This is a genomic window from Streptomyces deccanensis (genome assembly GCF_022385335.1).
Classification (GTDB): Bacteria; Actinomycetota; Actinomycetes; order Streptomycetales; family Streptomycetaceae; genus Streptomyces; species Streptomyces deccanensis.
Window position 1 is genome coordinate 1,390,312 of the sequence record NZ_CP092431.1, and the last position, 24,841, is coordinate 1,415,152.

26 protein-coding genes are annotated in these 24,841 nt (G+C 70.7%); 12 read left to right on the plus strand and 14 right to left on the minus strand.

Features of this window, described 5'->3' with window-relative positions; translation table 11 throughout:
* Window positions 1-32: 32 nt before the first annotated feature.
* The gene (locus L3078_RS06235) at window positions 33-1,274 is read right to left on the minus strand and encodes an acyl-CoA dehydrogenase family protein (RefSeq protein ID WP_239751671.1); all 1,242 of its coding nucleotides are present in this window, start codon (window positions 1,272-1,274) and stop codon (window positions 33-35) included.
* Window positions 1,275-1,303: 29 nt separating this feature from the next.
* A complete protein-coding gene (locus L3078_RS06240; protein WP_239751673.1) occupies window positions 1,304-2,470 on the minus strand; it encodes a flavin reductase in 1,167 nt (388 codons plus the stop codon).
* 207 nt (window positions 2,471-2,677) lie between these two features.
* Here L3078_RS06240 and L3078_RS06245 point away from each other — a divergent pair, with 207 nt between their 5' ends.
* Together L3078_RS06245 and L3078_RS06250 are read left to right on the plus strand one after the other, a co-directional pair.
* Window positions 2,678-3,913, plus strand: coding sequence for an acyl-CoA dehydrogenase family protein (locus tag L3078_RS06245; RefSeq protein WP_239751676.1), 1,236 nt, complete (start codon window positions 2,678-2,680; stop codon window positions 3,911-3,913).
* A 37-nt stretch (window positions 3,914-3,950) separates the two neighbouring features.
* Window positions 3,951-4,370, plus strand: a complete 420-nt coding sequence (locus L3078_RS06250) for a nuclear transport factor 2 family protein (protein WP_239751679.1) — start codon at window positions 3,951-3,953, stop codon at window positions 4,368-4,370.
* Between the two features lie 47 nt (window positions 4,371-4,417).
* Here the strand turns inward: L3078_RS06250 and L3078_RS06255 are convergent, their stop codons facing one another.
* The 10 genes from L3078_RS06255 to L3078_RS06300 are packed head-to-tail and all read right to left on the minus strand — an operon-like array spanning window position 4,418 to window position 12,524.
* On the minus strand, window positions 4,418-5,206 hold the full coding sequence (locus tag L3078_RS06255) for a GntR family transcriptional regulator (protein WP_239751682.1): 789 nt from the start codon (window positions 5,204-5,206) through the stop codon (window positions 4,418-4,420).
* 6 nt (window positions 5,207-5,212) lie between these two features.
* Window positions 5,213-6,331 carry a zinc-binding dehydrogenase gene (locus L3078_RS06260; RefSeq protein ID WP_239751684.1) on the minus strand — a complete coding sequence of 373 codons (1,119 nt, stop codon included), beginning with the start codon at window positions 6,329-6,331 and terminating at the stop codon, window positions 5,213-5,215.
* 11 nt (window positions 6,332-6,342) lie between these two features.
* On the minus strand, window positions 6,343-7,431 hold the full coding sequence (locus tag L3078_RS06265; protein WP_239751686.1) for a zinc-binding dehydrogenase: 1,089 nt from the start codon (window positions 7,429-7,431) through the stop codon (window positions 6,343-6,345).
* On the minus strand, window positions 7,428-8,288 hold the full coding sequence (locus L3078_RS06270; RefSeq protein WP_239751688.1) for an SDR family NAD(P)-dependent oxidoreductase: 861 nt from the start codon (window positions 8,286-8,288) through the stop codon (window positions 7,428-7,430). Before L3078_RS06270 ends, L3078_RS06265 begins: the two co-directional genes overlap by 4 nt.
* A gap of 11 nt (window positions 8,289-8,299) precedes the next feature.
* On the minus strand, window positions 8,300-9,061 hold the full coding sequence (locus L3078_RS06275) for a carboxymuconolactone decarboxylase family protein (RefSeq protein ID WP_239751690.1): 762 nt from the start codon (window positions 9,059-9,061) through the stop codon (window positions 8,300-8,302).
* Entirely contained in the window at window positions 9,058-9,978 is a 921-nt protein-coding gene (locus tag L3078_RS06280) for an NAD(P)-dependent oxidoreductase (RefSeq protein ID WP_239751691.1), read from the minus strand. The genes L3078_RS06275 and L3078_RS06280 overlap by 4 nt, the downstream gene beginning before the upstream one ends.
* Window positions 9,971-10,420 (minus strand): carboxymuconolactone decarboxylase family protein, encoded by a 450-nt coding sequence (locus L3078_RS06285; RefSeq protein WP_239751694.1) that lies wholly within the window; start codon window positions 10,418-10,420, stop codon window positions 9,971-9,973. Before L3078_RS06285 ends, L3078_RS06280 begins: the two co-directional genes overlap by 8 nt.
* Before the next feature lie 6 nt (window positions 10,421-10,426).
* The gene (locus L3078_RS06290) at window positions 10,427-10,855 is read right to left on the minus strand and encodes a cupin domain-containing protein (protein WP_239751698.1); all 429 of its coding nucleotides are present in this window, start codon (window positions 10,853-10,855) and stop codon (window positions 10,427-10,429) included.
* A complete protein-coding gene (locus tag L3078_RS06295) occupies window positions 10,852-11,778 on the minus strand; it encodes an NAD(P)-dependent oxidoreductase (protein ID WP_239751700.1) in 927 nt (308 codons plus the stop codon). Before L3078_RS06295 ends, L3078_RS06290 begins: the two co-directional genes overlap by 4 nt.
* Window positions 11,775-12,524: an N-acyl homoserine lactonase family protein gene (locus L3078_RS06300; protein ID WP_420864162.1), complete on the minus strand. Its 750-nt coding sequence runs from the start codon at window positions 12,522-12,524 to the stop codon at window positions 11,775-11,777. The genes L3078_RS06295 and L3078_RS06300 overlap by 4 nt, the downstream gene beginning before the upstream one ends.
* Before the next feature lie 342 nt (window positions 12,525-12,866).
* Here L3078_RS06300 and L3078_RS06305 point away from each other — a divergent pair, with 342 nt between their 5' ends.
* The 7 genes from L3078_RS06305 to L3078_RS06335 all read left to right on the plus strand — a co-directional run bounded on the left by L3078_RS06305 (window position 12,867) and on the right by L3078_RS06335 (window position 21,298).
* On the plus strand, window positions 12,867-13,823 hold the full coding sequence (locus L3078_RS06305; protein WP_239751734.1) for a VOC family protein: 957 nt from the start codon (window positions 12,867-12,869) through the stop codon (window positions 13,821-13,823).
* Window positions 13,824-13,980: 157 nt separating this feature from the next.
* The gene (locus L3078_RS06310) at window positions 13,981-15,066 is read left to right on the plus strand and encodes a maleylacetate reductase (RefSeq protein WP_239751804.1); all 1,086 of its coding nucleotides are present in this window, start codon (window positions 13,981-13,983) and stop codon (window positions 15,064-15,066) included.
* A complete protein-coding gene (locus L3078_RS06315; protein WP_239751835.1) occupies window positions 15,059-15,805 on the plus strand; it encodes an alpha/beta hydrolase in 747 nt (248 codons plus the stop codon). The genes L3078_RS06310 and L3078_RS06315 overlap by 8 nt, the downstream gene beginning before the upstream one ends.
* Before the next feature lie 103 nt (window positions 15,806-15,908).
* Window positions 15,909-16,637: a GntR family transcriptional regulator gene (locus L3078_RS06320; RefSeq protein WP_239751840.1), complete on the plus strand. Its 729-nt coding sequence runs from the start codon at window positions 15,909-15,911 to the stop codon at window positions 16,635-16,637.
* A 180-nt stretch (window positions 16,638-16,817) separates the two neighbouring features.
* Window positions 16,818-18,089 (plus strand): Nramp family divalent metal transporter, encoded by a 1,272-nt coding sequence (locus L3078_RS06325; RefSeq protein WP_239751842.1) that lies wholly within the window; start codon window positions 16,818-16,820, stop codon window positions 18,087-18,089.
* A gap of 164 nt (window positions 18,090-18,253) precedes the next feature.
* On the plus strand, window positions 18,254-19,909 hold the full coding sequence (locus L3078_RS06330; protein ID WP_239751844.1) for an IclR family transcriptional regulator domain-containing protein: 1,656 nt from the start codon (window positions 18,254-18,256) through the stop codon (window positions 19,907-19,909).
* A gap of 321 nt (window positions 19,910-20,230) precedes the next feature.
* Window positions 20,231-21,298 (plus strand): alpha/beta hydrolase, encoded by a 1,068-nt coding sequence (locus L3078_RS06335; protein WP_239751846.1) that lies wholly within the window; start codon window positions 20,231-20,233, stop codon window positions 21,296-21,298.
* A 78-nt stretch (window positions 21,299-21,376) separates the two neighbouring features.
* Here L3078_RS06335 and L3078_RS06340 read toward each other — a convergent pair whose 3' ends face one another.
* Window positions 21,377-21,799 (minus strand): secondary thiamine-phosphate synthase enzyme YjbQ, encoded by a 423-nt coding sequence (locus L3078_RS06340; RefSeq protein WP_239751848.1) that lies wholly within the window; start codon window positions 21,797-21,799, stop codon window positions 21,377-21,379.
* A 152-nt stretch (window positions 21,800-21,951) separates the two neighbouring features.
* Here L3078_RS06340 and L3078_RS44720 point away from each other — a divergent pair, with 152 nt between their 5' ends.
* The 3 genes from L3078_RS44720 to L3078_RS06350 all read left to right on the plus strand — a co-directional run bounded on the left by L3078_RS44720 (window position 21,952) and on the right by L3078_RS06350 (window position 23,915).
* Window positions 21,952-22,035, plus strand: a complete 84-nt coding sequence (locus tag L3078_RS44720; protein ID WP_319053403.1) for a putative leader peptide — start codon at window positions 21,952-21,954, stop codon at window positions 22,033-22,035.
* A gap of 120 nt (window positions 22,036-22,155) precedes the next feature.
* Window positions 22,156-22,842, plus strand: a complete 687-nt coding sequence (locus L3078_RS06345) for an ABC transporter ATP-binding protein (protein WP_239751852.1) — start codon at window positions 22,156-22,158, stop codon at window positions 22,840-22,842.
* Complete coding sequence (locus L3078_RS06350) at window positions 22,839-23,915, plus strand: NAD(P)-binding domain-containing protein (RefSeq protein WP_239751853.1); 1,077 nt, start codon at window positions 22,839-22,841, stop codon at window positions 23,913-23,915. Before L3078_RS06345 ends, L3078_RS06350 begins: the two co-directional genes overlap by 4 nt.
* A gap of 24 nt (window positions 23,916-23,939) precedes the next feature.
* On the opposite strand, the gene mltG is transcribed toward L3078_RS06350, so the two are convergent.
* Entirely contained in the window at window positions 23,940-24,827 is an 888-nt protein-coding gene (gene mltG, locus L3078_RS06355; protein WP_239751856.1) for an endolytic transglycosylase MltG, read from the minus strand.
* Window positions 24,828-24,841 lie beyond the last annotated feature (14 nt).

A 24,841-nucleotide genomic window follows, 5' to 3' on the forward strand; every position in this document is an offset into this window, starting at 1 on the left:
CCAACAGGGAGGAGGGGCAAGGGAGTCGAGGCTCAGCGGGCCTCGGGCGGCGGGATCTCCAGGAGCAGGTTGGCCGTGTTGCGGAACGCCTGCTCGCGCAGCATCGGGTTGCGGTGGGTGAGGAGCGAGCTCATGTCGCGGAAGATCCGGTCGAACCGCTCGCCCTGGCGCATGGAGCCGGAGCCGACGACACGCAGCAGGTCGTGTTCGAGCGTCTCCCAGAGCTGGATGATGATCTCCCGGACCACGCAGGCCAGGCTCCAGTCGTCGACGAAGGTGTACTCGCGGCTGCCGTCGACCGTGGCGCGGCAGAACTCCTCGTGCTGGGCGATGACGCCGTCCAGCGCCAGTTCGGCGGTCCTGATCTTCGTCCAGGCGGCGCCGTAGTGCCGCTGGTAGTCCACGTCGTACAGGCGGAGCTGGACGGGCGGGAGCGGGGTCTTGCGGGTGCGCATCAGGCGTTCGAACTCGTCGAGGGCGTGGTACAGCCCGCCCACGGCGAGGCTGGCCAGGGACACGGTGAAGGTGAGCAGCCCGCGTCCGGCGTACATGGGGTTGCCGTGCAGCTGGGAGCCGACGGTGCCGTCCTTGACCGGGATGTCGATCATGTTGGCGTCCTCGATGACGAGTTCGGCCTCGACGAAGGCGTCGGTGAAGCGGATGCTCTCCGATCCGGTGGCCTTCAGGCCGGTCGACTCGCCCCAGTTGTGTAGACGCTCGAAGGTCTCCTGGGGCGCGAGGAACATGCCCATCGCCGGGGCGGAGCCGTCCTCCTGCTCGACCATGCACTGGCCGAGGTACCAGGTGGAGTGGGGGATGCCGGAGCAGTAGTCGACGACGCCGTTGAGGACGTATCCGCCGTCGGTCCTCTTCGCCCTGACCGTCGGCGCGGACACCGACGCGGCCCGGAAGTCGTGGTCGCCGAACGCCCGGTCCTGGACCTCCTCGGGGTACCAGGAGGCGACGTGGAGGGCGTGGTTCGCGGCCAGTGCGAAGCACCACGCGCTGCCCATGTCGCCGCGGGCGAGTTCCTTGCAGACGGCGAAGAACGTCCGGGGCGAGACCTCCAGGCCGCCGTACTTCTTCGGGACGAACATGTCGTAGAAGCCGTTCGCGACGAACTGCTCGTGGACGTCGTCGGGGAGGTGGGTCAGCCGCTCCGCCTCCTCCTGGCGGGCGAGCAGTTCCTCGCGCATCGCCCGCGCCCGCCCGACGAGTTCCTCCGGCGAGGGCACGGCCAGGTCGGGCTGTGCGGCGGCGTGTGCTGTGGTCATCGAATCTCCTAAGCGGGGCGGAGCCGGGTTCAGGCGAGGGGGCTCGCGTCGGTGGAGCGGCGCAGTCGGTCCTCGCGGCGCATCTCCAACGGGCGCCGCGCGTGCTGCCGCAGGACGCCGGAGACCTGGGCCAGGTCGCCGGCCTCGTATCCCTCGACGAGCCGGCGGTGGTCGTCGAGGAGGGAACTGGAGGCGTAGCTCGCCGAGTCGAGCGCGCGCAGGTTGAGGCCCGGCAGGCACAGGCGGCGGTAGGTGTCGAGCAGGATCGTGGATCCGGCGAGTTCGACCATGTACTCGTGGAAGCGCTCGTTGGCGCGCACCCACCCCTCGGGGTCGGTGAACCGGCCGTCCTTGACGAAGCCGAGGGTGTCCTCCATCAGCTCGCGCAGCCGCGCCAGTTGGTCGGCGGTCACCTTGCCGACGGTCAGTTCCGCGACGCCCGTCTCGATGGCGAGCTTGGCCTTGTAGACGTCGTCGATGATCGAGTCGGGGACGGGTGCGATGAGGTACTCCCCCGCCTGACGCCGGATGAGCCCCTCGTCGGCGAGGGCGACCAGGGCGCGGTGGACCCGGCCCGCGTCCACGCCGAGTTCCTCGGCCCAGCGGCCGGTGTCGATGACCTCCTCGACGTCGCTGCCGGCGTTCAGGACGCGGGCGCGGACCTCGCGCAGGACGTCGGCCTCCGGCGCCGTCTGCATCCGGCCGAAGCGGCCGCGGAAGTAGGCGAGCGGATGGCCGGGGTACGACATCGCCTCCTCGACATGCGCGAGGAACACATAGTGGGTGCCGGCCTCGACCTGTTCGGCGACCCGGCAGATCAGGTGGGCGATGGCACCAACCAGCAGGGGCGAGCCGTTCGACGCGGTCTCGGTGGGCACGCCGTCGTACTTGTCCGGCACGCGCGAGGCGAAGCGAGTGGCCAAGTCGACGTGGTCCTCGGCGAGGACGTTCACGGCGAAGGCGCCGCTGTCGCGGACCGCCGCGGCGGTGGCCGAGTTCCGGTTGAGGCAGATCAGCAGCATCGGGGGATCGTCGGTGAGCGAACTGACCGCGCTCGCGGTACTGCCGTACCGGATGCCGCCGCTCTCCGTCGTGATGACGGTGACGCCGGTGGCGAACCGTCCGATGACGTCGCGGAACTCCCGCGCGGTGACCGGACGGGAGCCGGACCGGGTGACGGATGACGGCGTGGACATCACAACCAACTCCTCTGAAGTCCCGGACCGGCGCCATGTGGTGGCATGGAGCCTGCGGGGGACTGTATGACGATCGCACAATGACGTAAAGAGGGAGGCGAGGGGCGATTACCAGAGTTGATGCACTGGTCGGCGGTCCCATCTAGCGCCGTTCTCTGCCTGCCTATAATATCGTCATACAAAGTTACGTGTCGAGAGGACAGCCCGATGAGCGCAAGCCTGTATGCCGCGGACTCCGCCCCTCAGCCTGCGGCGGAGGGCACGGTCGATCACCTTCTCGAGGTGGCGACGCGGCTCCGCCCGGTCCTGCGGACCGCGCAGGCCGAGCACGAGGCGCTCGGTGGTTACTCGGAGGCGATCCACAAACAGCTGCTCGACGCCGGCTTCTACCGGATGCTCCACCCGAAGCGGTACGGGGGCCTCGAACTGCCGCTGGAGGACTTCCTCCGGGTGGCCGTGGAGATCTCCCGCGGCGACCCGGGTGTCGGCTGGTCCTTCGTCCTCGGCGCCGGACACGCCTGGCACGTGGCCTCCTTCTTTCCCGAACAGGCCCAGGAGGAGCTGTTCGCGGGAGACCTCATCGCGCCGGGGCGCACCATCCCGCGCGGCCGGGCGGTCCGCACCGCGCACGGCTACCGGCTGACCGGCACCTGGGACTACTGCTCGGGCTCGATGTGGAGCACCCACGCGATGCTCGTCGCCCACACCTTCACCGAGCGGGACGAGCCGCTCGGGCTGCGCGCGTTCATCGTCCCGCGATCCGACTACGAGATCCTCGACGACTGGTCCGGCGTCCTGGGCATGCGGGCCTCCAGCTCGAACTCGCTCCAGGTCACGGACGCGCTGGTCCCCGAACACCTCAGCGTGGTCTACGACTTCAAGGACCACACGCTGGGCGACACGGGCACCGTCGGCTACCGGCTGCACCGCAACCCGATGTACCTGGGCCGCACCCTGGCCTTCTTCAACTGTGAGCTCGTCGCCACCCAGATCGGCGTCGCCTGGGCGGCCTTCGACGCCTTCGACGAGCTCATGGCCACCCGCCCGACGAGCTTCCCTCCGATGATGCCGCGCACCGACTCCGCCGAGTTCCACCGCTGGTACGGCAAGATGCTCGCCCAGATCGACGCGGGCGAGACCCTGCTGCTCGGCGCGATGCGCCAGTACACCGAGCTGGGACGGCGCTGGGAACGCACCCGCCAGGAGTTCACGCCCGAGGACGACGCCCGGCTGCGCGGCGTCATCCTGCAGGGCGCCCAGCTGGCGAACCAGGCCGTCGACCTGGCGTTCTCCACCGCCGGATCCAGCTCGGCACGGCTCGGGTCGCCCATGGAGAAGTACTACCGGGACGTCGCGATGTTCAAGACGCACATCGCCGCCAAGTGGGACGTCACCTACGGGTCGGTCTCACGCTTCCACTTCGGACAGCCGCTGACTTTCTGAGACCCCCGTCGCCATATCTACCGAAGAGAGAACCTCCATGGCCATCGCCCCCAAGGACGTCGTCCAGGCCTTCGTCGACGCGCTCAACCGCCAGGACTGGGACCGTCTCGGCGAACTGATCACACCGGACTTCACCTACACGATCCAGGCCTACGACCTGCCGGGCGCCGGAACGCCGATGACCGGGGAGACCCTGGTCGGGGTCCTCTCGCAGATGCTCGCGCTCTTCGACGCGACCGGCCCCCAGATCGAGATCACCCGCCTCGTCGGCGACGGGGACTGTGTCGTCGCCGAGGCCGTGGGCAGCGGCTTCTTCCGCGACGGGAGCCGCTACGACAACCGGTACGCGAACGTGTACGAGATCTCCGGCGACCGGGTCAGCGCGGTCCGCGAGTACATGGACACACAGCACACCGCGCAGTCGTTCGCGGCGGTGACCTCCGGGCGGGAAGACTGAGGCAGCGCGGATCGGCGAGGAGTCGCTGAAGGGGATCCAGGAGTGGCCTACAGCTCCTGGATCCCCTTCAGGCCCTCAAGGACGTTGGCGGCCACGCGCCGCATGTGCTTGGTGTAGATCTCGACCGCGGTGTCCGCGTCCCGCTGTCTGACGGCGGCGACGATGTCGCGCAGTTCCTGGATCACTTCGGCGTGGTTCGTCGACATGCCCTTGACCACCAGGACGCGCACCTTGGCCTGGACGCCCTCCACCAGCTGCCGCAGCACCTCGCTGCCGGCGCCCTCGTGCAGGACGGCGTTGAAGTCGCGCCGCGCGTCCAGCACGTCACGCGGCTCGGCGTCGTCCCGCGAGGCGACCTCGGCGAAGTGCTCCGCCGCCGCTTCGAGGGCGTACACCTTGGAACGCGGCGCCTTCTCGATGAACCGTCGCACCAGCAGCGTCTCCAGCGCGCACCGGGCCTCGTAGAGGTCACGCGCCTCGTCCGGGGTGGGCGCCGCGACCACGGCGCCCTTTTGGGGCACGACCTTGATCAGCCCCTCGGAGGTCAGTTCCCGCAGTGCCTCCCGGACCGTGGTGCGGGAGACGTCGAGCTGCTCGACGAGCTCGCGCTCGACGAGACGGCGGCCCGGCTCCAGGCGGAAGTCGAGGATCGCCTCGCGCAGCGCCGTGACGACCTGCTCGCGCAGCGGTGCGGCGACACGGCCGACGGGGCTGGTGGTCCAGGCCGGGGCGAGAGAGGTCGAGTTCGAAGTCGAGCCCGAGGTCGCGGTCGCGGTGGTGGTCGCGGCCGAGGTCGTGGTCGCGGTCGTGGTCAAGGGCTTAGGGGCCCGTGGCATGATCCCTCACTCCTGTGTGGGTGGTTGATGGCGGAAGGACGTGATGACCCCGCTGAGGTCCCGGAACTCTCCGGAGGCGTACAGCGCCTCGTTGATCCGGTCGAGGGTGTACCGCGCCGTCACGATCGGCCGGGCGTCGTACTCGCCGCTCTCCAGGAGCTCCACGCAGCGGGGCAGGTCGCGGGACATCACGCTCTGGCCGTTCTGGCAGGACAGGATCCGTCTGCCGTGGATCGCGACGGCGTTCTGCGGCAGCGAGATCCGGCCGTCCGCCCACTGCACGCCCGTCAGCACGACCGTCCCGGCCCGCCGTGACATGGCGACCGCCTGCTGCACCGCCTGTTCAGGGCCAGCGGCCTCGACGACCACGTCGGCGCCCCGCCCCTCGGTGAGGGACCGCACCTGTTCGACGGGATCGCCCTGGGTGGGGTCCACGACGTCGGTCGCCCCCAGCCCGGCGGCCGTGGCACGGCGGTCGGCCAGCAGGTCCACCCCGATGATCCGGCCGGCGCCGACGACCCGGGCGGCCTGCACGCACCACAACCCCAGGTGTCCCAGACCGACGACCGCGACGGACGCTCCCGGCGGGACCTCCGCCACGTTCACGATCGCGCCGTGCCCGGTGGTGATGCCGCAGCCCAGCAGGCTCAGGTGCGGGGCGGGCAGCGAACTGCGCACCGGCCACACCTGGCTGCGGTCCGCGAGGATGAACTCGGCGTACGCTCCGACGCCGCCGGCCGCCCGGACCGGGCCGTTTATGGAGTCGGTGGCGATGACCGGCTCGGGCCCGTCGAAGAGACGGGCGCACTGGTCCGGCCGGCCGATGCCGCAGTAGAAGCACGCGTCGCACTGGGGCGTCCCGGCGACGACCACGAGATCACCGACGCCGTAGCCGCGGGCGTGGGCATGGGCCCCGCCGCCGCAGCGCTCGACCACGCCCAGCGCGGTGTGTCCGAGCACGACCGGCGGTTTCTTGCCGCGCATCGCCCGCCAGCCGAGCCAGTCGGTGGAGCAGAACGGCGCGGCGACCGTCCGTACCAGGACCTCGTGCTCGTCCGGGTCGCGCAGGGTGAGCTCCCGGACTGGCATGGGGGCGCCGAACGCCTCCAGCACCGCTGCTCTCATCTCCGCTCCCGTCAGAAGACGAACACGCCCGAGAGATCCTCGAGCCGTTCGGACCGCTCCAGAGCGGTGTTGATGTCGTCGAGCCGATACGTGGAGGTGATGACCGGCGACGGGTCGAGCGCGCCGCGTTCGAGCAGACGGATGTACGCGGGGAGGTCGCGGCGCATGCGGACGTTGCCGTTCTGGGTGCTGAGCACCTGCCGGCTCTGGACGGCGAGGGGGATCTGCCCGAACGTGACCTGACCGGCCACGTCCTTCAGGCCGGAGAGCACGACGGTGCCGGCCCGCCGGGAGATCTCCAGCGCCAGGCGCTGTGCGGCGGGCGGTCCGGCCGCCTCGATGACCTTGTCGGCCCCTCGTCCCCGGGTCACGCCCCGTACGGCCTCCAGCGCGTCCTCGGGTGCGACGGCGGCCGTGGCCCCCACCTTGGTCGCCACGCCGCGGCGCTCCTCCTCGGGTTCGATCACGACGACCTCGCGGGCCCCGGCCAGCCGCGCTGCCTGGACGGCCCACAGCCCCAGGTGTCCCGCTCCCACGACGGCGACCACCTCGTCGGGTCGGACGCGGGCGACGTTGAGGACCGCCCCGACCCCGGTGGTGACCCCGCATCCGAGGAGCGAGAGCACCTCCCAGGGCAGGTCCGTGTCGACGGGAAAGACCTGGTTCTGCGAGACGTTCATGATCTCGGCGTAGCCGCCGACGCATCCGGCGGCGTTCACCACCAGCCCGTCCGAGGTCCGGGCGACGTCCGGGTAGACACCGCCGAGGTCGAACAGCTCCGAGCACTGGTCGGGGCGGCCGATGCCGCAGTAGAAGCAGTGGCCGCACTCGGGTGTGCCGGGGACGACGACGCGCTGGCCCACCTCGATGCCGCGGACCTGGCTGCCGACCTCGACGACCTCGCCGGCCGAGGCGTGACCGAGGATCGTCGGCGGGACCTTGCCGAGGCGGCCGTGGAAGCTGGTGACGTCGGTGGAGCAGAACGGCGTCGCCCTGGTGCGGACCAGCACACGGGTGGGCGCGAGGTCGAGCAACTCCACCTCCTCGACGGTCAGGGGCTGTTCGAAGCCCCGCAGCAGGGCCGCTCTCATCGTCGTCATCGGGAGACTCCCTGGGGCCCGGCCGCTCCCGCCGCGTGCCGCGCGAGGAGCGCCTCGTCGGTCACCGCCACGTCCCAGAGCCCCGCTCCCCCGCCCCGGCGGTTGGTGTTCTGCACACTGGCGCCGCCGTCGACGGAGAAGATCTCGCCGGTGACGTAGCTCGACTCGTCGCTGAGCAGGAACGCGACCGTCGCGGCCACCTCCTCGGGCCGGCCCGCGCGACGCAGCGGCGAGGTGGCCGCGCGCCCGCGCATGTCGGCCATCCCGGCCTCACCGAAGATCGGCGTGGGCACGATCCCCGGGGCGACGGCGTTCACCCGAACCCCGATGGGGCCCCCGTAGACGGCGGCGCCGTGTACGAGCCCCACCGTGCCGTGCTTGGAGGTGGTGTACGCCAGCAGGTCGTTGCTGCCGCGCAGGCCGGCGATGGAGGCGGTGACGACGATGGACCCGACGCTGCCGTGCTCCAGGTAGTGGCGGAAGGCGGCCCGTACGCCGAGGAACGGGCCCCGCAGGTTGACCGCCATCACCTTCTCCCACTCCTCGACGGACACGTCGACGAGGTCGGCCAGGGAGCCGGCGATACCGGCGTTGAGATGGTGCAGGTCCACCCGCCCGAACGCGTCCACGGCGGCCCGCATGTAGGCGTCGACGCCCTCCTCGGTCGTCACGTCCGCACCGACGCCGACGGACTCGCCGCCGACGGCCGCGGCGACCTCCTTGGCCACCGCCTCGTCGAGGTCGACGGCGACGACCTTCACGCCCTCCGCCACGAGCCGCTCCACCGTGGCCCGTCCGAGGCCACCGGCGGCCCCGGTGACGACGGCGACCTTCCCGTCCAGTCCGCGCAGTGTCATGTCTTTCCGCCTCACGTCTGTCGCAGGGGTCGGGCTTGTTCCTCGCGCAGCACCGGCAGGGCCTGGAGTGCGCTCTGCATGCCCATGACGGCGGCGATCTCCATGACTTCCAGGATTTCGCCGACGGTGGCGCCGTAGGTCAGCGCGTTGTTCATGTGCGCCTTCCACCCCTTCACGTACAGGTGGGTGGAGGCACAGTCGAAGGCCGTGTAGACGAACTCCTTCACCTTCGGTTCCAGGGAGCCGTGCTGCCACGACACCGACGAGAAGTCGGTGTAGGCCTCGAACATCTCGGGGTCGAGTTCGAGGATCTCGTCCCAGAACTCGTGCCAGTAGCCGCGGTTCTCGGTGAACCGCTCCTTCAACTCCTTCTGGTACGCGTCGAGTTCACCGGGGCCGTCGCGCAGGCCGCGTTCTTCGAGGAGCTCGGCGAGCAGGGGCACGCCGATGTTCATCGCGTGGATGCCCAGGGTCGTGGTGAGCTCGATGACCTCGGTGATCTCACCCGGCGTGGCACCGAGGTCGAGAGCCCGGCGGATGTGACGGCGCACGCCGGGGGCGTACAGATGGGTCGCCGCCGCGTCGACGGCCAGGTAGATCAGTTCGCGGGTCTTGGGGTCCAGGTGCCCCTTGCGCTGGGGCACACCGGCCAGCCGTACGTAAGCGGCGAGCAGTTCGGGCGCGAGTTCGAGGACCGCCTGCCACTGCTCGTCCCAGGCGCCGTGCAACTCGACGACTGCGTCCCGCAGTTCGTTCTCGGGCGGCGCGCTCATCCGGCCACCGGCTCTCGGTCCGTGGAAGCGTCGAACGCCCAGCGGGCGATCTCGGTGTGGTCCGCGGTGTCGGGCAGGGCGTCGAGTGCGCGTTCCCACAGGGCGACGGCGCGGTCGGCGAGGGGGCTCTCGACGCCGAGCTGGTGGGCCAGGTCGACGGCGATGCGCATGTCCTTGACCATCAGCTTCATGCCGAAGCCGGAGTCGTAGGTGCCGGGCAGCACGAAGTTGGGGAACTTGTTGTCCGTCGAACCGCTGCGCCCGCTGGAGGAGTTGATCAGGTCGACCATGACGGCCGGGTCCAGCCCGAACCGCTCCCCCGCCAGGACACCCTCGGCCGTGGCCAGCAGATGGGTGGCGGACAACAGGTTGTTGATGGCCTTGAGCGCGTGGCCCGCGCCCACCGGTCCGGCGCGGCGGGCGGTGCCCATGGTCGCCAGCAGCGGTGACAGCCGTTCGACGTCGTCCTCGGCGCCGCCCACCATGATCGTGAGCTTGCCGTTCTCGGCGCCCTTGACCCCGCCGGACACAGGGGCGTCGACGAGGGTGACCCCTCGGCTGCCGAGGGCTGCGGCCAGGCGCCTGGTGGACAGCGGGTCGGAGGAACTCATGTCCACGACCGTGCTGCCCGGGGCCAGCGCCTCGGACACCGCCGGATCACCGAGCACCGCCTCGACCACCGGACTGCCGGGAAGCATGAGGACGACGACGTCGGCGCCCCGCGCCGCCTCGGCCGCGGTCTCCGCGGTGGCGGCTCCTGCGGCGGCCGACGCGGCACGGGCGTCCCGGCTCAGGTCGAACGCGGTCACGGTGTATCCGGCGCGGACCAGGCGCACGGACATCGGCGCGCCCATGTTTCCCAAGCCGATGAAGGCCACCGAGGGCAGGGCGGCGGGAGTCTCGGTGCGGTCATGCATCGCCGTCGACCTCACCGATCACCTGTTCGGCGACGCGGAAGGACTCCAGCGCCGCCGGGACGCCGACGTAGATGGCCGTCTGGAGGAGCACTTCCTGGATCTCCTCGGTGGTCACGCCGTTGGTCAGGGCTCCCTTGACGTGGACGCCGAGTTCGTGGTTGCGGCCCAGCGCGGTGAGCATGGCGAGGTTGACCAGGCTGCGGGTACGTCGCTCGAGTCCGGGACGGCTCCACACGGCGCCCCAGCAGTACTCGGTGACCAGCTCCTGCATCGGCCGGGCGAACTCACTGACATTGGCCAGCGAGCGCTCGACGTGTTCGGCGCCGAGGACCGCCTTGCGGATGGCGAGACCGGCTTCGTAGGTGTCGCGGTGGGTGGCGTCCTGCGGGCTGATGTCGGTGGTCGGGGGCTCGGCGACGGTGGTCGGATGATCGATTGACATGGGGTCTCAGTCCTCTGTGGTGACGGGAGCGGCGGTGACGGGAGCGGCGGTGACGGGAGCCGTGTATTGCTCGTGGCCGACTTCCTCGGCCCAGACGGTCTTCCCGAGCGAGATGGCCGTGTGGGTCAGATAGGAGTCGGGGGCGGCGCCGTGCCAGTGCCGCTCGCCCGGCGGGCACCACACGGTGTCGCCGGCCCGCAGCGGCCGGACGCCGTCCTGCTCGGTCGCGACGAAGCCGCTTCCGGCAAGCACCTGGAGGATCTGGCCGTGCTCATGGGTGTGCCAGTAGGTGCGGGCACCCGGTGCGAAGTTGACGGTGTTGATGGTGACGCCGTCGGTGGCGGGCATCGTGAGGTGGGCGTGCACCGTGCCGGTGAACCGCGAGCCGGTCTTGGTGCCGGGGCCGTGCTGGGTGGTTCCGTGGATGAGTTTCACGACGTGTCCTTCCCGGCGTCGTACGCGCCGTCGTGGACGCGGACGCGCCCGGAGAGGTCGCCGATCGCGTCGACGACGGTGTTGCTGATGTCCTGCGCGTAGCCCAGTTGGAGGGCGAGGCCGAAGGAGGCGAGCGGGGCGGCGGAGTTGGGGCTCGCGACGCCGAGGCCGGTGACGAGGTCGACGTAGGCGAGGACGTCCTTCATCATCAGCGCGTTGGTCAGGCCGCCCTTGAGGTAGTCGCCCTGGATGATCTTCGGGAAGCGGTTCCGCGTCGCGAAGTTGACGCCCGAGCTGGTGTTGAGCACGTCGAGGAGGACCTGGAGGTCGAGTCCGGCCTTGCGTCCGGCGACCATCACCTCGGCGGTCGCCGACAGTGCGATGGCGTTGAGGAAGTTGTTGAGCAGTTTGGCCGTGTGGCCGGCGCCGACGGGTCCGCAGTGGAAGACGTTGACGGAGAAGGCCGCGAGCAGCGGGCGCACCTGGTCGAGGGTCGTGGTGTCCCCGCCGACCATGAGGGTGAGGGCGCCCTTCTCCGCCGCGGCCGCGCCGCCGGAGATGCCGGCGTCGAGCAGGGTGGCGCCCCGCTGGGCGAGTTGTTCGTGCAGGTGCGTGGTGGAGGCGGGCGCCGAGGTGCTGAGGTCGACGACGACCTGGCCCTCGCGGGCGCCTGCCAGCACGCCCTGCTCGCCGAGCACCACCGCTTCGACGACCTTGCTCTCCGGCAGGGACAGCAGGACGACGTCACATCTGCGCGCCACCTCGGCGACGGACTCGGCGGGTGTCGCCCCGCACGCGGTGATGTTCTCCGAGCGGGTGTCGTGGCCGAGGACGTCGTACCCGGCGGCCACCAGGCGGCGGGCCATCCGCCCGCCCATGTTGCCGAGGCCGATGAAGCCCACCGGCGCTGTCGTGCTGGTCATACCGCTCCTCCACCTTGGGGAACTCGAAGGCCGGCGCCGACGCCGGGGCCGTCCTCGGGGGCGCGCGGGCCGCCGATCACCGCGACGAACTCGCCCATCGGGCCGTCGAGTCGCCGGTGGCGGTCGAGCACGCCCGGGTCGTGGCCGGGGACGAGGATCGCCCGGCGGTCGGCGATGAGCTGGTTCATGTAGTCGAAGCCCCGGTACATCGCCTCCAGGTCGGCCACGACCAGGAACGGCAGGTCGCGCTCCAACTCCTCGTAGTAGTGCGTGGCGTCGGAGGCGAGCAGCACCAGTCCCTCGCTGGTGTTGACGGTGAGGATCGCCTGTCCGGGCGAGTGGCCGCCCAGCTCGATCAGCTCCACACCCGGCGCGATCTCCTCGTGGCCGCGGTGGAACACCATGCGCCCCTGCTCGTGGACGGCCCGCAGATGGTCGATCTCGGTCTCTTCCACGGTGTGGTGGAACTGGAACCGCCGCGCGCAGTCGCCGGTCCAGAAGTCGAACTCGGTGCGCGGCACGATCACTCGGGAGTCCTGGAACAGGTCCACGTTGCCCGCGTGGTCGTAGTGGGCGTGGGTGAGGACCACGGTGGCCTCGGCCGGCTCGACTCCCAGGCGGCGGAACGCCTCCCCGGGGTGGATGAGATGACCCCGGTTCCGGTTGCGCCCGCCGAGCTCGCTGTAACCGGTGTCGACGACGATCGTGCGGCGCTCGTTGCGCACGATCCAGACGTAGTAGTCCATCCCGATGGGGCCGTCCGGCTCGCCGTACAGATGGTGGTTGAGGAAGACCAGACCGCGGGTCGTCGTACGGGAGGCGTACCGGACGATGAGGACCTCGTACGTGTCGTCGGCGCGTGGTGGACTCACTGTCACCCCGTATGATTGTCGGACAATTACTCGGGGCGCACGTTAGCGCAGACCAGAGCGTCCCGCAACGGCCGGAGCGGCCTCTCGCACCGCCTGCGCCACAGGCAAAGACCGAAACTCCGTATTGACCTGTGGCGTCATATCGTATGACAATCATACGGCCCTGCTGAGAGCTGCATTTCCGGCACGGCACTACCAGACAAGGAGACCCGAGCTATGACGTATCTCGTCGGCTCCCACCACGTGACGCTGTCCGTGGGTGGTGCGCAGGAGGACGTGGACTTCCACACGCGAGTCCTGGGCATGCGCTTCATCAAGAAGACCGTGCTGTACGACGGTTCGACGCCGATCTACCACTTCTACTACTCCAACGCGAACGGCGATCCGTCGTCCGTGGTGACCACGTTCCCGTGGGCGCAGGCGGGGCTGTACGGCAAGCGGGGCACCAACCAGGCGCGCGAGGTTCTCCTCTCCGTACCGGCCGGCTCCCTCGACTACTGGGTGAAGCGGCTGGGTGAGCACGACATCGAGGCCCGGCGCTTCGAGGCCCTCGGCCGGGGCCGGGTCGCCTTCCTCCACCCCTCCGGCATCGAGTACGTCCTGGTCGGCAACGAGAACGACCCGCGCGAGGGCTTCTCCGGCAACGGCGTGTCCCCCGAGGCCGCCATCCACGGCATCCACGGCATGGGCATCCACGTGTACGACCAGGACCGCATGGTCGACTTCGGCAACGAGGCCTTCTTCTCCCAGGGCAAGGTCGAGGAGGACGGCGACCTCGCCTCCTTCCAGGTCGGCACCCAGGAGTACGGCAACTTCATCGAGCTGCGTGGCAACCGCTCCGACGAGCAGGGCACCTGGCGCTACGGCGCGGGCACCTACCACCACTTCGCCTGGAACCTCGACACCCTGGAGAACCAAAACGCGGTGAAGTTCGAGATCGAGGGTGCCGGTTACACCGACATCTCCGAGCTGAAGAACCGCACCTACTTCAAGTCCCACTACGTGCGGACCCCGGGCGGCGCCCTGTTCGAGCTGGCGGTCACCGACGACGAGGGCGGCTGGGACTGCGACGAGTCTCCCGAGGAGCTCGGCAAGAACTTCATGCTGCCGCCGCAGTTCGAGAGCGAGCGGGACGACATCCTCGCCCGTCTGGAGCCGGTCACGACCGACTGACGGTCCCCGTCCCTCCGCTCTCCCGCATCCGCCCGGGGCCCGGGCGCACCCATCACGCCCGGGCCCCGGCGCGCACCGTCGTCTGCACCTGTCCCACCTGTCCCACCTGTCCCCGCCCGTCCCCACCCTCCCCGCCCGTCCCCGACAGGAACGAACAGTGAGCCTCACCTTCGAGAACATCACGCTCGGCCAACGCGTCCTCTTCGGGTACGGCCGTGCCGCACGCAACCTCGCCGCGGAGGCCGACCGCCTGGGCGCCCGCAGAGTCATGGTGATCGCCGCGCCGGCCGAGGCCGCGATCGCCGACCGCGTCACGGCGGACCTCCCGGTGGTGCTGCGGCACGCCGACGTCCGGCCGCATGTACCCGTGGAGCAGGCCGAGGCGGCCCGTGCCGCGGCCCGGGAGTGCGACGCCGACCTCGTCGTCTGCGTGGGCGGCGGTTCCACGACCGGCCTGGCCAAGGCCGTCGCGCTCACCACGCGGCTGCCCATCGTCGCGGTGCCGACGACGTACGCCGGCTCCGAGGCCACGAACGTCTGGGGCCTCACGGAGGCCGCCCGCAAGACCACCGGCGTCGACGACGCCGTCCTCCCGGTCGCCGTGGTCTACGACTCGGAACTCACCCTGTCGCTGCCCGTCGGTCTGTCGGTGGCCTCCGGACTCAACGCGATCGCCCACTGCGTCGACTCGATGTGGGCCCCGAGGACCAACCCGGTCAACCAGGCCTTCGCGATGGAGGGCCTGCGGGCCGTCGCGGACGGGCTGCGCCGGATCGTCCGGGAGCCGGACGACATCGGCGGACGGGACGCCACGCTGTACGGCTGCTACCTGTCCGGGGTGGCCTTCGCCTCCGCCGGCTCGGGGCTGCACCACAAGATCTGTCATGTGCTGGGCGGGGCGTACGACCTGCCGCACGCCCAGACCCACGCCACCGTGCTGCCCTACGTGCTGCAGCTCAACGCGCCGGGCGCGCCGGACGCGGCCGACCGGATCGCCTCCGCTCTGGGCAGCACCACGCCGGTGAGCGGTCTGAACGCGCTGCGTAAGGCGCTCGACGCCCCGCGCGCTCTGGCCGACCACGGAATGCGCCGCGAGGACATCCCCGAGGCGGCGGGCCTGATCCTGCCGTACGTGCCGCAGGACAACCCCGTCCCGGTCGGCACCGGGGAACTGACCGACCTGCTCACCCGCGCCTGGGCCGGGGAGCCACCACGAGACAGCGAGGCGGTCCGAGATGCCTGAGACGCCCGGGACGGAGACGACGGCCTTCACCACCACGCCCGACAACCCGCATCTGGCGCGCCCACCACTGCTGTACGGCGCGCCCCTCGACCGGGCCGGGCTGGTGGTCTACGCGGTGCACGGGCGCGGGCAGGGCCCGGGGTTCATGGTGGAGCAGGCCGAGCGGGTCAACCTCCCCGGCGTGGCCTGGGTCGTCCCCGGTGCCGACAGCGACACCTGGTACCCGCGGGGCTTCCTGGCACCGCTGGAGGAGAACCAGCCGCATCTGGACCATGCCCTCGACACGCTACGCACCCACCTCGCCGACCTGGAGCGCATGGGCTGGGCCGCACGGGACGTGGTGCTGTTCGGCTTCTCCCAGGGAGCCTGCCTGCTCTCCGAGTACCTGCTGCGTGACCAGCCGTCGTGCGCGGGCGCGTTCCTGCACACCGGCGGCCATCTCGGGCCGGTGGCCAAGCCCTGGCCCGCGCGGCCGGACAGTGGGCTGCCCGGCACCGAGATCGTGCTGCTGTGCGCGCAGGAGGACGAGTTCGTCCCCCTCGTGCGGGCCGAGCGGACGGCCGGCGCCCTGGCCGCCCTCGGCGCGAGGATCGAGCTGACCACGTACGACGACCCGCTGCACCACCTCAACGAGGACTCGGTCGTCCGTCTGCGGCGTATGCTGCGCACCCGCCTGCTGGAGCGGGCCGAGGCGGTCGCGGAGAGCGCGCATCCGAGCGAGAGCCGTCCCGCCCCGTGACGACGACCGCGGCGAGCGCCCCGACGCCCCGTGCGGGCGCATACGGCGAAATCGCGCCAGACAAGGCATTGATTGTATGACGAGCCGGCCGTAGCCTCCTGCCGTGGAGCACGAAGGCTCGTGGGCGAAGAAGCCCCACTCGCGCCTGGAGTCGGCCTCGGTGATGGCCGACTCCAGGGACCGCGTCCTGCGGACGGTGCGCGAGGACATCTGCTGGTCACGGCTCGTTCCCGGGCAGCGGCTCGACGTGAACCTCGTCGTGGGACGCACCGGCGTCTCGCGGAGCGTGGTGCGGCAGGCCCTCCGTGACCTGTGCGACCAGGGCTGGCTGACCATCGTGGACGAGGGATGCGTGGTGGGCGTGCCCTCGCCGGAGGAGGCCGCCGAGATCGACGAGGTCCGGCGTGCCCTGGAGGAGGTCACGGTGCGGCGCTTCGTCGCACACGCCTCCGACGCGCAGCTGAGGGCACTGCACGGCGCCCTGATGGAGTTCGAGGACCTCGCGGAGCTACCGCCGGACCCGTCGGCCCTGCTGCAGGCACGGGACAACTTCTACGGACTGCTGCTGCGTGCCGCCGGCGTCATGGTCACGCTGGACGCCCTGGCGAAACTGCGGGCCCGGATCATCGTGCTGATGTGTGCCTCCCTGTGCTCGCCCGGCCGTGCGCGCGCCGCGGGAGCCGAACTGCGCGCCGTCTACGAGGCGCTGGCCGATCGCGACGCCGAACGGGCCGTTCTCGCCTGCGCCACGCATGTGGACCGCTCGTACGAGGCGGGCTTCCGGGCACTGGCCGCCCTCGGCGGCTCCGAGCCCGGCACCGCGCTGCACTGAGCGCGGCTCAACAAGGGCCCAAGTCCCTTTGATTCCACTTCTTTGATCCCACTCCATTGCTCGGACTCATGCCCGCAAGTATTGTATGACAATAATACGCACACACGGTCTGACGTGACCTCGCGTCGTCGATGTCGGCATGCGTACTCGCTCCCCTTCCCAACTCGCAGGAGCCCTCTGATGAGCACCGGCACCTCCGCGGCAGCCCCGCCCCTCACCCAGGTCCCCGCCCTCCGTCGAGCCGTCCGCCGACGCCGACTCGCCTTCTACGGGCCTGCGTTCGTCGCCGCGGTCGCCTACGTCGACCCCGGCAACTTCGCCACCAACTTCCAGGCGGGAGCCCGCCACGGCTACCTGCTCGTCTGGGTCCTCGTCTCGGCCTGTGCGGTCGCCATGTTCATCCAGTACCTGTCGGCCAAGACCGGTCTGGCCACCGGACGGGACCTGCCGACGCTCTGCCGGGACAGCTTCCGCCGCCCGGTCGTGGTGGGACTGTGGGCGCAGGCCGAGGTCGTGGCCATGGCCACCGACCTGGCGGAGTTCGTGGGCGCGGCGATCGGTCTCTATCTCCTCTTCGGCGTGCCCATGCTGCCCGCCGCGCTCATCACCGCCGTGGTGAGCTTCGCCATTCTGGCCCTCCAGCGGCGCGGCTACCGCCCGTTCGAGCTGGCGATCGTCTTCCTGCTCGGCATCATCGCCCTGGGCTTCGCGTACACCCTCGTCGCCGCCGGCGGCCAGTCCGCCTCGGGGCTGGCCGCGGGGATGACACCGGCCTTCCACGGCACCGACTCCGTGGTGCTGGCCATCGGCATCATCGGTGCGACGGTCATGCCCCACGTCATCTATCTGCACTCGGCCCTCACCGCGCAGCGGCAGGCGCCGGAGGGCCCAGCCGAGCGCAAGCGTGCCCTGCGCACCCTGCGCGTCGACACCACGCTGGGCCTGAGCCTGGCCGGACTGATCAATCTCTCGATGCTCTGCGTCGCGGCCGCCGTCTTCCACGGTGCCGCCGGGGACTTCGACGGCAGTCTCGGCAGCGCCCACCAGGGCTTCGACCGGCTGGTCGGCGGCGGCGCCGCGCTCGCCTTCGCCGCCGCGCTCCTGGCGTCGGGCCTCTCCTCCTCGGGCGTGGGCACCTACTCCGGCCAGGTCATCATGGAGGGCTTCCTGCGGATGCGGATCCCCCTGTTCCTCCGGCGGGCCATCACCATGGCACCCGCGCTGGTCGTCCTCGCGCTCGGCATGTCGCCGGACAAGGTCCTGCTGGCGTCGCAGGTGGTGCTCTCCTTCGGCATCCCGTTCGCGCTGATCCCCCTGGTGTTGATCAGCCGCCGCCGGGACCTGATGGGAGACCTGGTCAACCGGCGCGTGACCACCTTCGTGGGGTGGGTGGCGGCTCTGCTCATCTCCGGTATCAACATCTATCTGCTGCAGCAGGTCTTCTTCGGCTGAGGTCAGGGCGTCGGGCCCGGCCGTCCGCTGTCAGGCGGCCGGGGTCCGACGCCCTCGACACCCGGCCGACCGCGACGGCTCGGCAGCCGCGCCTCCTCGAGATCGCCGACGGACCGTGTTGCAACGCCGGTGTACCGTGGCCTGCACAGAAGCAAGGGGAGAGCATGGCGGCCGAGGCCGTAGCCCACGGGGTGGACGAGCTCGTCACGGAGCATGCGCCTGCCGAGGTGGTCGGCCCGCTGATGCGTGGGATCGCCGTCCTCAGGGCCCTGACAGACGCCGGCGGGCGAGAGGACGCGCAGCAACTCGCCCATCGCGCGAGCCTGCCCCGGGCCACTCTCGACCGCATCACGGGCACCTTGGACTCTCTGGGCTACCTCCGGCTCGAGGGACGCGAGGTGATGCTGGCACCCCCGTTGATGGAAGTGGGCAATGCCTACCTGTCCGCCGTGAGAATTCCCGAGCTCCTCGGGCCCCACGCCGACGCTCTGGCCGAGGAACTGGACGAGGACGTCACATTGACCGTCCCGGACCGGCACGGCGCCCACTTCGTCCACTCGTCCAAGCGGAACCGCCGGATGAGCATCGTCTGCGGCATCGGCGACCGGCTGCCGCTCGACGCCTCGGCGCCCGGCGCCATGCTGGCCGCCACCTGGAGCTCCGACGAGTGGGAACGGCATCAGGCGGAGCACCACTGCCTGCGAGGGCCGGGGCACGCTCGGGCGTGTACGAATGACCTCCGCGAACGGGCCGCCGCCGCCAGATCCGAGGGCTGGTCCCTCGACGACCAGTGGTTGGAACCGGGCCTGATCGCCCTGGGCGTCCCCGTCCACGGTCCCGACGGAGACGTCCTCTGCGTGGTGAACGTCGTCAGCCTCATCGGGCGCCATCCGAGCGCCGAAGCCCTGGCGCGGGCCGCACTGCCTGCCGCCCGCCGTGCCGCAGCGGAGATGGAGCGCGAACTAAGCCCGCGGCAACCGATGTCACGGTCCGAACCCATGGCCGGGCAGGTGAAGGACACCAGGACTCCCACGAACGGGCGCGACTTCGTCGAATCCCTCGCCCGTGGCCTGAGCGTGCTGACAGCCTTCGGCGAGGGCCGCCACGCCCTCAAGAGTTCCGACGTCGCCCGTCTCACCGGTCTGCCGCGTGCCACCGCGCGGCGTGCTCTCATCACCCTGGACCACCTCGGCTACCTCACGAACCGGGGAGGGCTGTACCGTCCCAACGCCGCGATCCTCTCCCTCGGCTACGCCCCGCTGTCGCGTCTGACGCTGCCGCAGCTGGCCCAGCCCCACCTGACGGAGCTGTCCCGTCGGCTCTCGGACTCCGTGTCGATGTCAGTGCTTTCCGGCTCGGAGATCGTCTACGTCGCCCGCGCCGCCGGCGTCCGCCTGGTGACGGTCGACGCCTCCGTGGGCACCCGACTGCCCGCTTACGCCACCTCCATGGGCCGGGTCCTGCTCGCCGACGTTCCCAGAGACGAATGTGCCGCGCTGCTCGCCGCCTCGCCCCTCGCACGGCTCACCCCGAACACGGTGACGGACGTCGACGAGCTTCTCGGGGTTCTCGAGAGGACGGCCGACCGCGGGTACGCCCTGGTCGACGAGGAACTCGAAGTCGGCCTGCGCTCGATGGCCGTACCCGTGCGCGGCAAGAACGGCAAAGTGCTGGCCGCGATCAACGTGGCCATGCACCCCAGTCGGCGCACCGTCACCGAGTGCTGCGAGCAGGTCCTGCCCGCACTCCTTGCGACGGCTGAAGCGGTCGAGGGCGACCTCTCCGCCGTACCCCACTCCGGCCGGCTCCAACTGACCTGACGGACCACCGCGTGCGGGCTGTCTCCTCAGCCCCGGCACCGAGGTGCGCCGGCGTGGACCCGTGGGCCGCGAGGCCCCTTCTTCACCATTGACACCGCCGCGTGTCGGTCCCACACTCATGCCCACACCGTACAGCGAAATCAATTTCGCCAGGCGAACATATGGGTGGAGGTCTTACGCGGCCGGCCCCTTCCGCCCGCATTTCGTATGCGTCCGCTCGCCAGGCGGAACGTCCGTACGTCACGCCCGCCGTCACCCCGGCCGCTCCGCCGGCTCCGACGCGGCAGCTGCCGACCGCGCCCCACTCGAAGAGGAGTGAACATGATGTTCCGGCGTCTACTACCAGCCGTGCCGGGGAGCCGCGTTCTGCTCTCCCTGGCCGGAGGGGTCATGGCGGTCGCGATGACCGCCGCGTCCGGATTCGCGACCCCGTCCACGCATACGAGGCAGGTGAGCGTGACCAAGGACATCGCCTACGCGCCTGCCCAGCCGGCCGACAGCCAGGGTCATCTGTTGGACCTCTACGTCCCGCGGTCATCGCGGCCGGTACCGCTGGTGATCTTCTCCGCCGGCTCGGCGTGGATGGCCGACAACGGTCGCCAAGGGGCCGACAAGGTCGCTGCCGAACTCAACCCGTACGGGTTCGCGGTGGCGGGTGTGTCGATCCGTTCCAGCTCGCAGGCCAAGTTCCCGGCCCAGCTCCATGACATCAAGGGCGCCATCCGCTGGCTGCGCGCGCACGCGAAGACCTACAACCTCGACCCCCAGCGCTTCGCGATCATGGGTGACTCCTCTGGCGGCTGGACCGCGGCGATGGCCGGGGTCACCGGGGACATCCCGGCGCTGGAGGGCGATGTCGGTGTACGCGGTCCCTCGAGTGCGGTTCAGGCGGCTCTGCCGTTCTATCCGCCGACCGACTTCTCGCAGATGGACGCGCACATGCTGGACAACTGCACGTTCTTCAACACCGCCTTGGGACTCACCGGTTGCCATGGAGACGCGCGTTCGCCCGAGTCACTGTTGCTCGGCTGCCCCATCGACGACTGCCCGGACAAGGTCGCTGCCGCGAACCCGCTGACCTACGTCGGCGGTCGGCGCACACCGCCGTTCCTGATCTTCCACGGCGAGCAGGATCCTCTGGTGCCCTATCACCAGGGCCGACTGCTCCGCGACGCACTGGCCTCCGCAGGCGACGAGGTGCGTTTCGTTTCCTTCCCGCACGCCGGCCACGGCCCGCTCTTCGACATGCTGAGCGACCCCGGCACCCGCAAGGACGCCTATGAGGAGACCTCACGGGGCGGTCACACCACTCCGCCTCGTCCGGTGACCCCGTCCTGGCAGACCATCGTCACCTTCCTCGAGGCCCAACTGCGCCCCAGCGCACGCTAGACGGCCGACGGCCGTCACCGATCATGTGGTCGGTGGCGGCCGCCGTGGTGACACCCGTGCTCGTGACGATGATCTCGCTCAGCCCAGGAAGCTCAGTCGAACCTGACGGTTGGCGTTGTCTTTGTTCGTGTCCACCAGGCACACCGACTGCCAAGTCCCCAGTTCCAGTCGTCCCGCGAGGACCGGGAGCGTGGCGTGGGGTGGGACGAGGCCGGGGAGTACGTGGTCGCGTCCGTGGCCGGGGCTGCCGTGGCGGTGCTGCCAGCGGTCGTCGGCGGGCAGGAGGGTGCGCAGGGCAGCGAGGAGGTCGTCGTCGCTGCCGGCGCCCGTCTCGATGATGGCGATGCCGGCCGTGGCGTGCGGGACGAAGACGTTGAGGAGGCCGTCCCGGCCGGCCGCGGCCTCGCGGAGGAACTCCTCGCAGTCGTGGGTGAGATCGACGACCCGCTCACGGGAACCGGAGGCGATGTGCAGGACTCGGGTGGTGAAGGCATCGGACATGGTTCCATCCTCGCGCACCGGGACGACGCCGACGGGGACCCGGCGACACGAGAGCGACGACCCGCCCGAGGAGTGGACCACCCGGTGATACACGGCGTCCACGTCGCGAGATCCCATTGACCGTGTACGGACCGGCTCGCTAATTTCGCCGCATGTCGCGTTCAGCCCTGCTCACTTCGCGCGGTCACATCGACCTGCTGCGGGTGGCCTCCGCCGCGTGTCGTCGCGGCTGCTGACGCCTCTTCACCCCGTTCCCGGCGCCCTGCGACCGCATCGCGGGGCTGCGCTCAGGACGCGGTTCCTCCCCCTCCCCTGACGGGATTCCGGACACCGGAGTCCCTCGGAAGGCTGCTGCGATGGCATCCACGCCCCACGCCGTGCACGTCGAAGGGCTCACCCGTTCCTTCGGCGGTCGTCCCGTCATCGACGGGCTCCGGCTCGACGTCCAGCCGGGCGAGTTCGTGGCCCTGCTCGGTCGCGGCGGCTGCGGCAAGTCCACCCTGTTGCGTGTCCTCGTCGGGCTCGACCGCGACATCTCGGGCACCGTCCTGGTACCTCGCCGCAAGGCCGTCGTGTTCCAGGCACCGCGACCGATGCCGTGGAAGCGCGTATGGCGCAACCTCCTGCTCGGGCTTCCGGACAGGCTCGACCGCACCCGCGCGGAGCGGGCCCTCACCGAGGCCGATCCGGAGCGCGGCTCCGGCCCCGAACTGCTGCTGCTCGACGAGCCGTTCGGCGCCCTCGGAGGGCCGGCCCGCATCAAGGCACGGCGGCTGGTGGGCGAGTTGTGGCAGCGCCGCGGCTGCGCGGTGCTCCTCGCCACGCACGACGTCGAGAAGGCGTTGCTGCTGGCCGACCGTGTCCTGGTGATGGACGCGGGGGTCATCACGTACGAGACGCCGGTCGGCCTGGACCGGCCCCGCGACCTCGCCGACCCCCGCTTCACCGAACTGCGCGCACGCCTCGCCGTACGGCTGAGGGCCGACGCCGCGTCCCTGTCCCCGGGAAGATCCGACGCTCCGTGCCCGTTGGTAGAGGCATGAACAGCACGCGTGCGGTCGAGGTGGTCGTCATAGGGGCCGGCCAGGCGGGGCTGGCCGCCGCCCATCACCTGCGCCGCACCGGTTTCGAGCCGGAGCGCGACTTCGTGGTGCTGGACCACTCCCCCGCGCCGGGCGGCGCCTGGCAGTTCCGCTGGCCGTCGCTGACGTACGGCAAGGTGCACGGGATGCACGCGCTGCCGGGCATGGAGCTGACGGGGGCGGACCCGACGCGACCGTCCTCCGAGGTCATCGGGGAGTACTTCGACGCCTACGAACACACCTTCGACCTGCGCGTACGGCGCCCCGTGGACGTCCGCGCCGTGCGTGAGGGCGAGGGCGGGCGGCTCGTCGTGGAAACCTCGGACAGGTCGTGGTCGACGCGGGCGCTGATCAACGCGACGGGCACCTGGGACCGGCCGTTCTGGCCGCGCTACCCCGGTCAGGAGACCTTCCGGGGGCGGCAGTCGCACACCGCTCAGTACCCGGGGCCCGAGGAGTTCGCGGGACTTCGGGTGATCGTGGTCGGCGGAGGCGCGTCCGCGACCCAGCATCTGCTGGAGATCGCGCCGTACGCCGCCGCGACGACCTGGGTGACGAGGCGGCCGCCCGTATTCCGCGAGGGACCGTTCGACGAGGGCGCGAGGCGGGCGGCGGTCGCCCTGGTGGAGGACCGGGTACGGCAGGGGCTGCCGCCGAGGAGTGTCGTGTCGGTGACGGGTCTGCCGCTCAACGACGCGATCCGGCAGGGCATCGCGGACGGCGTCCTGGACCGGCTGCCGATGTTCGACCGCATCACCCCCGACGGTGTGGAGTGGGACGACGGCCGCCGCGCGGACGCCGACGTCATCCTCTGGGCGACCGGTTTCCGCGCCGCCGTCGACCACCTGGCCCCCTTGCGGCTGCGCGAGCCCGGGGGCGGCATCCGCGTCGACGGCACGCGCGCGGTCGCCGACCCGCGCGTCCATCTGGTCGGCTACGGCCCTTCGGCGAGCACCATCGGCGCCAACCGCGCGGGCCGTGCGGCCGTACGGGACATCCGGCGGCTCCTGACGATCGAACCGGCCGCCGCCTGACGCCCCGCGCCGACCGGCCGGACCTCAGCCGGTCGCCGGCGCGGTCGCCGTCGAGGGCGAGGACGACCCGCTGCCCGGGGAGGCCGTCCTGCGGTTCCGGTTGAACTCGGCGACATTGCGCAGGTGTTCCTGGTAGTTCGCCGTGAAGCGGGTGTCGCCCGGCTTGACCGTGACGAAGTACAGCCAGTCGCCCTGCGTCGGATTGACGGCGGCACGCATCGCCGCCTCCCCCGGGTTGGCGATCGGTGTCGGCGGCAGGCCCATGCGCCGGTACGAGTTGTAGGGGCTGTCGATCTTCGTGTCGTCGACGGTGGTGTTCAGCGTGGAGCGGTTCAGCGCGTAGTTGATGGTGGAGTCCATCTGCAGCGGCATCCCGCGTTCCAGGCGGTTGAAGATGACCCTGGCCACCCGGCCCATGTCCTCCTCGGTGGCCGCCTCGGCCTGGATGATGCTCGCGATGGTGACCGCCTGATAGACGTTCATCGCGTTGCGCTGGGCCCCCGCCGTGACCTGACCGCCGTTGAACTTCTTGGTCGCGGTCTCGACCATGACCGCCAGCAGGGACTCGGGAGTCGAGGACTCCCGCAGCGGATACGTCGCCGGGAAGAGATAGCCCTCCGGATTGCCCTCGGCGTCCTCGGGCAGCGTCAGCTTGGCCTTGGACAGGGACTTCCTGGTGGATCCGGCGGGCAGTGCGAGCGCCTTGTCGACGGCTTCGTAGACCTGGCCGGAACGCCAGCCCTCCGGGATCACCAGGGACGTCGGGCGCTCGGCCGCGCCGTCACCGCCCCCCACGCTCAGCAGCGGCACCGCCACGGCGGTGGCCGCCACGACGGCCCCGGCCGCGATGAGGGCGGCCCGGCCCCGACGCGTCAGTCGAATCGTGCTCCGTGGCGGAGTGTTCATCTGCATGCGGGCACGGTAAC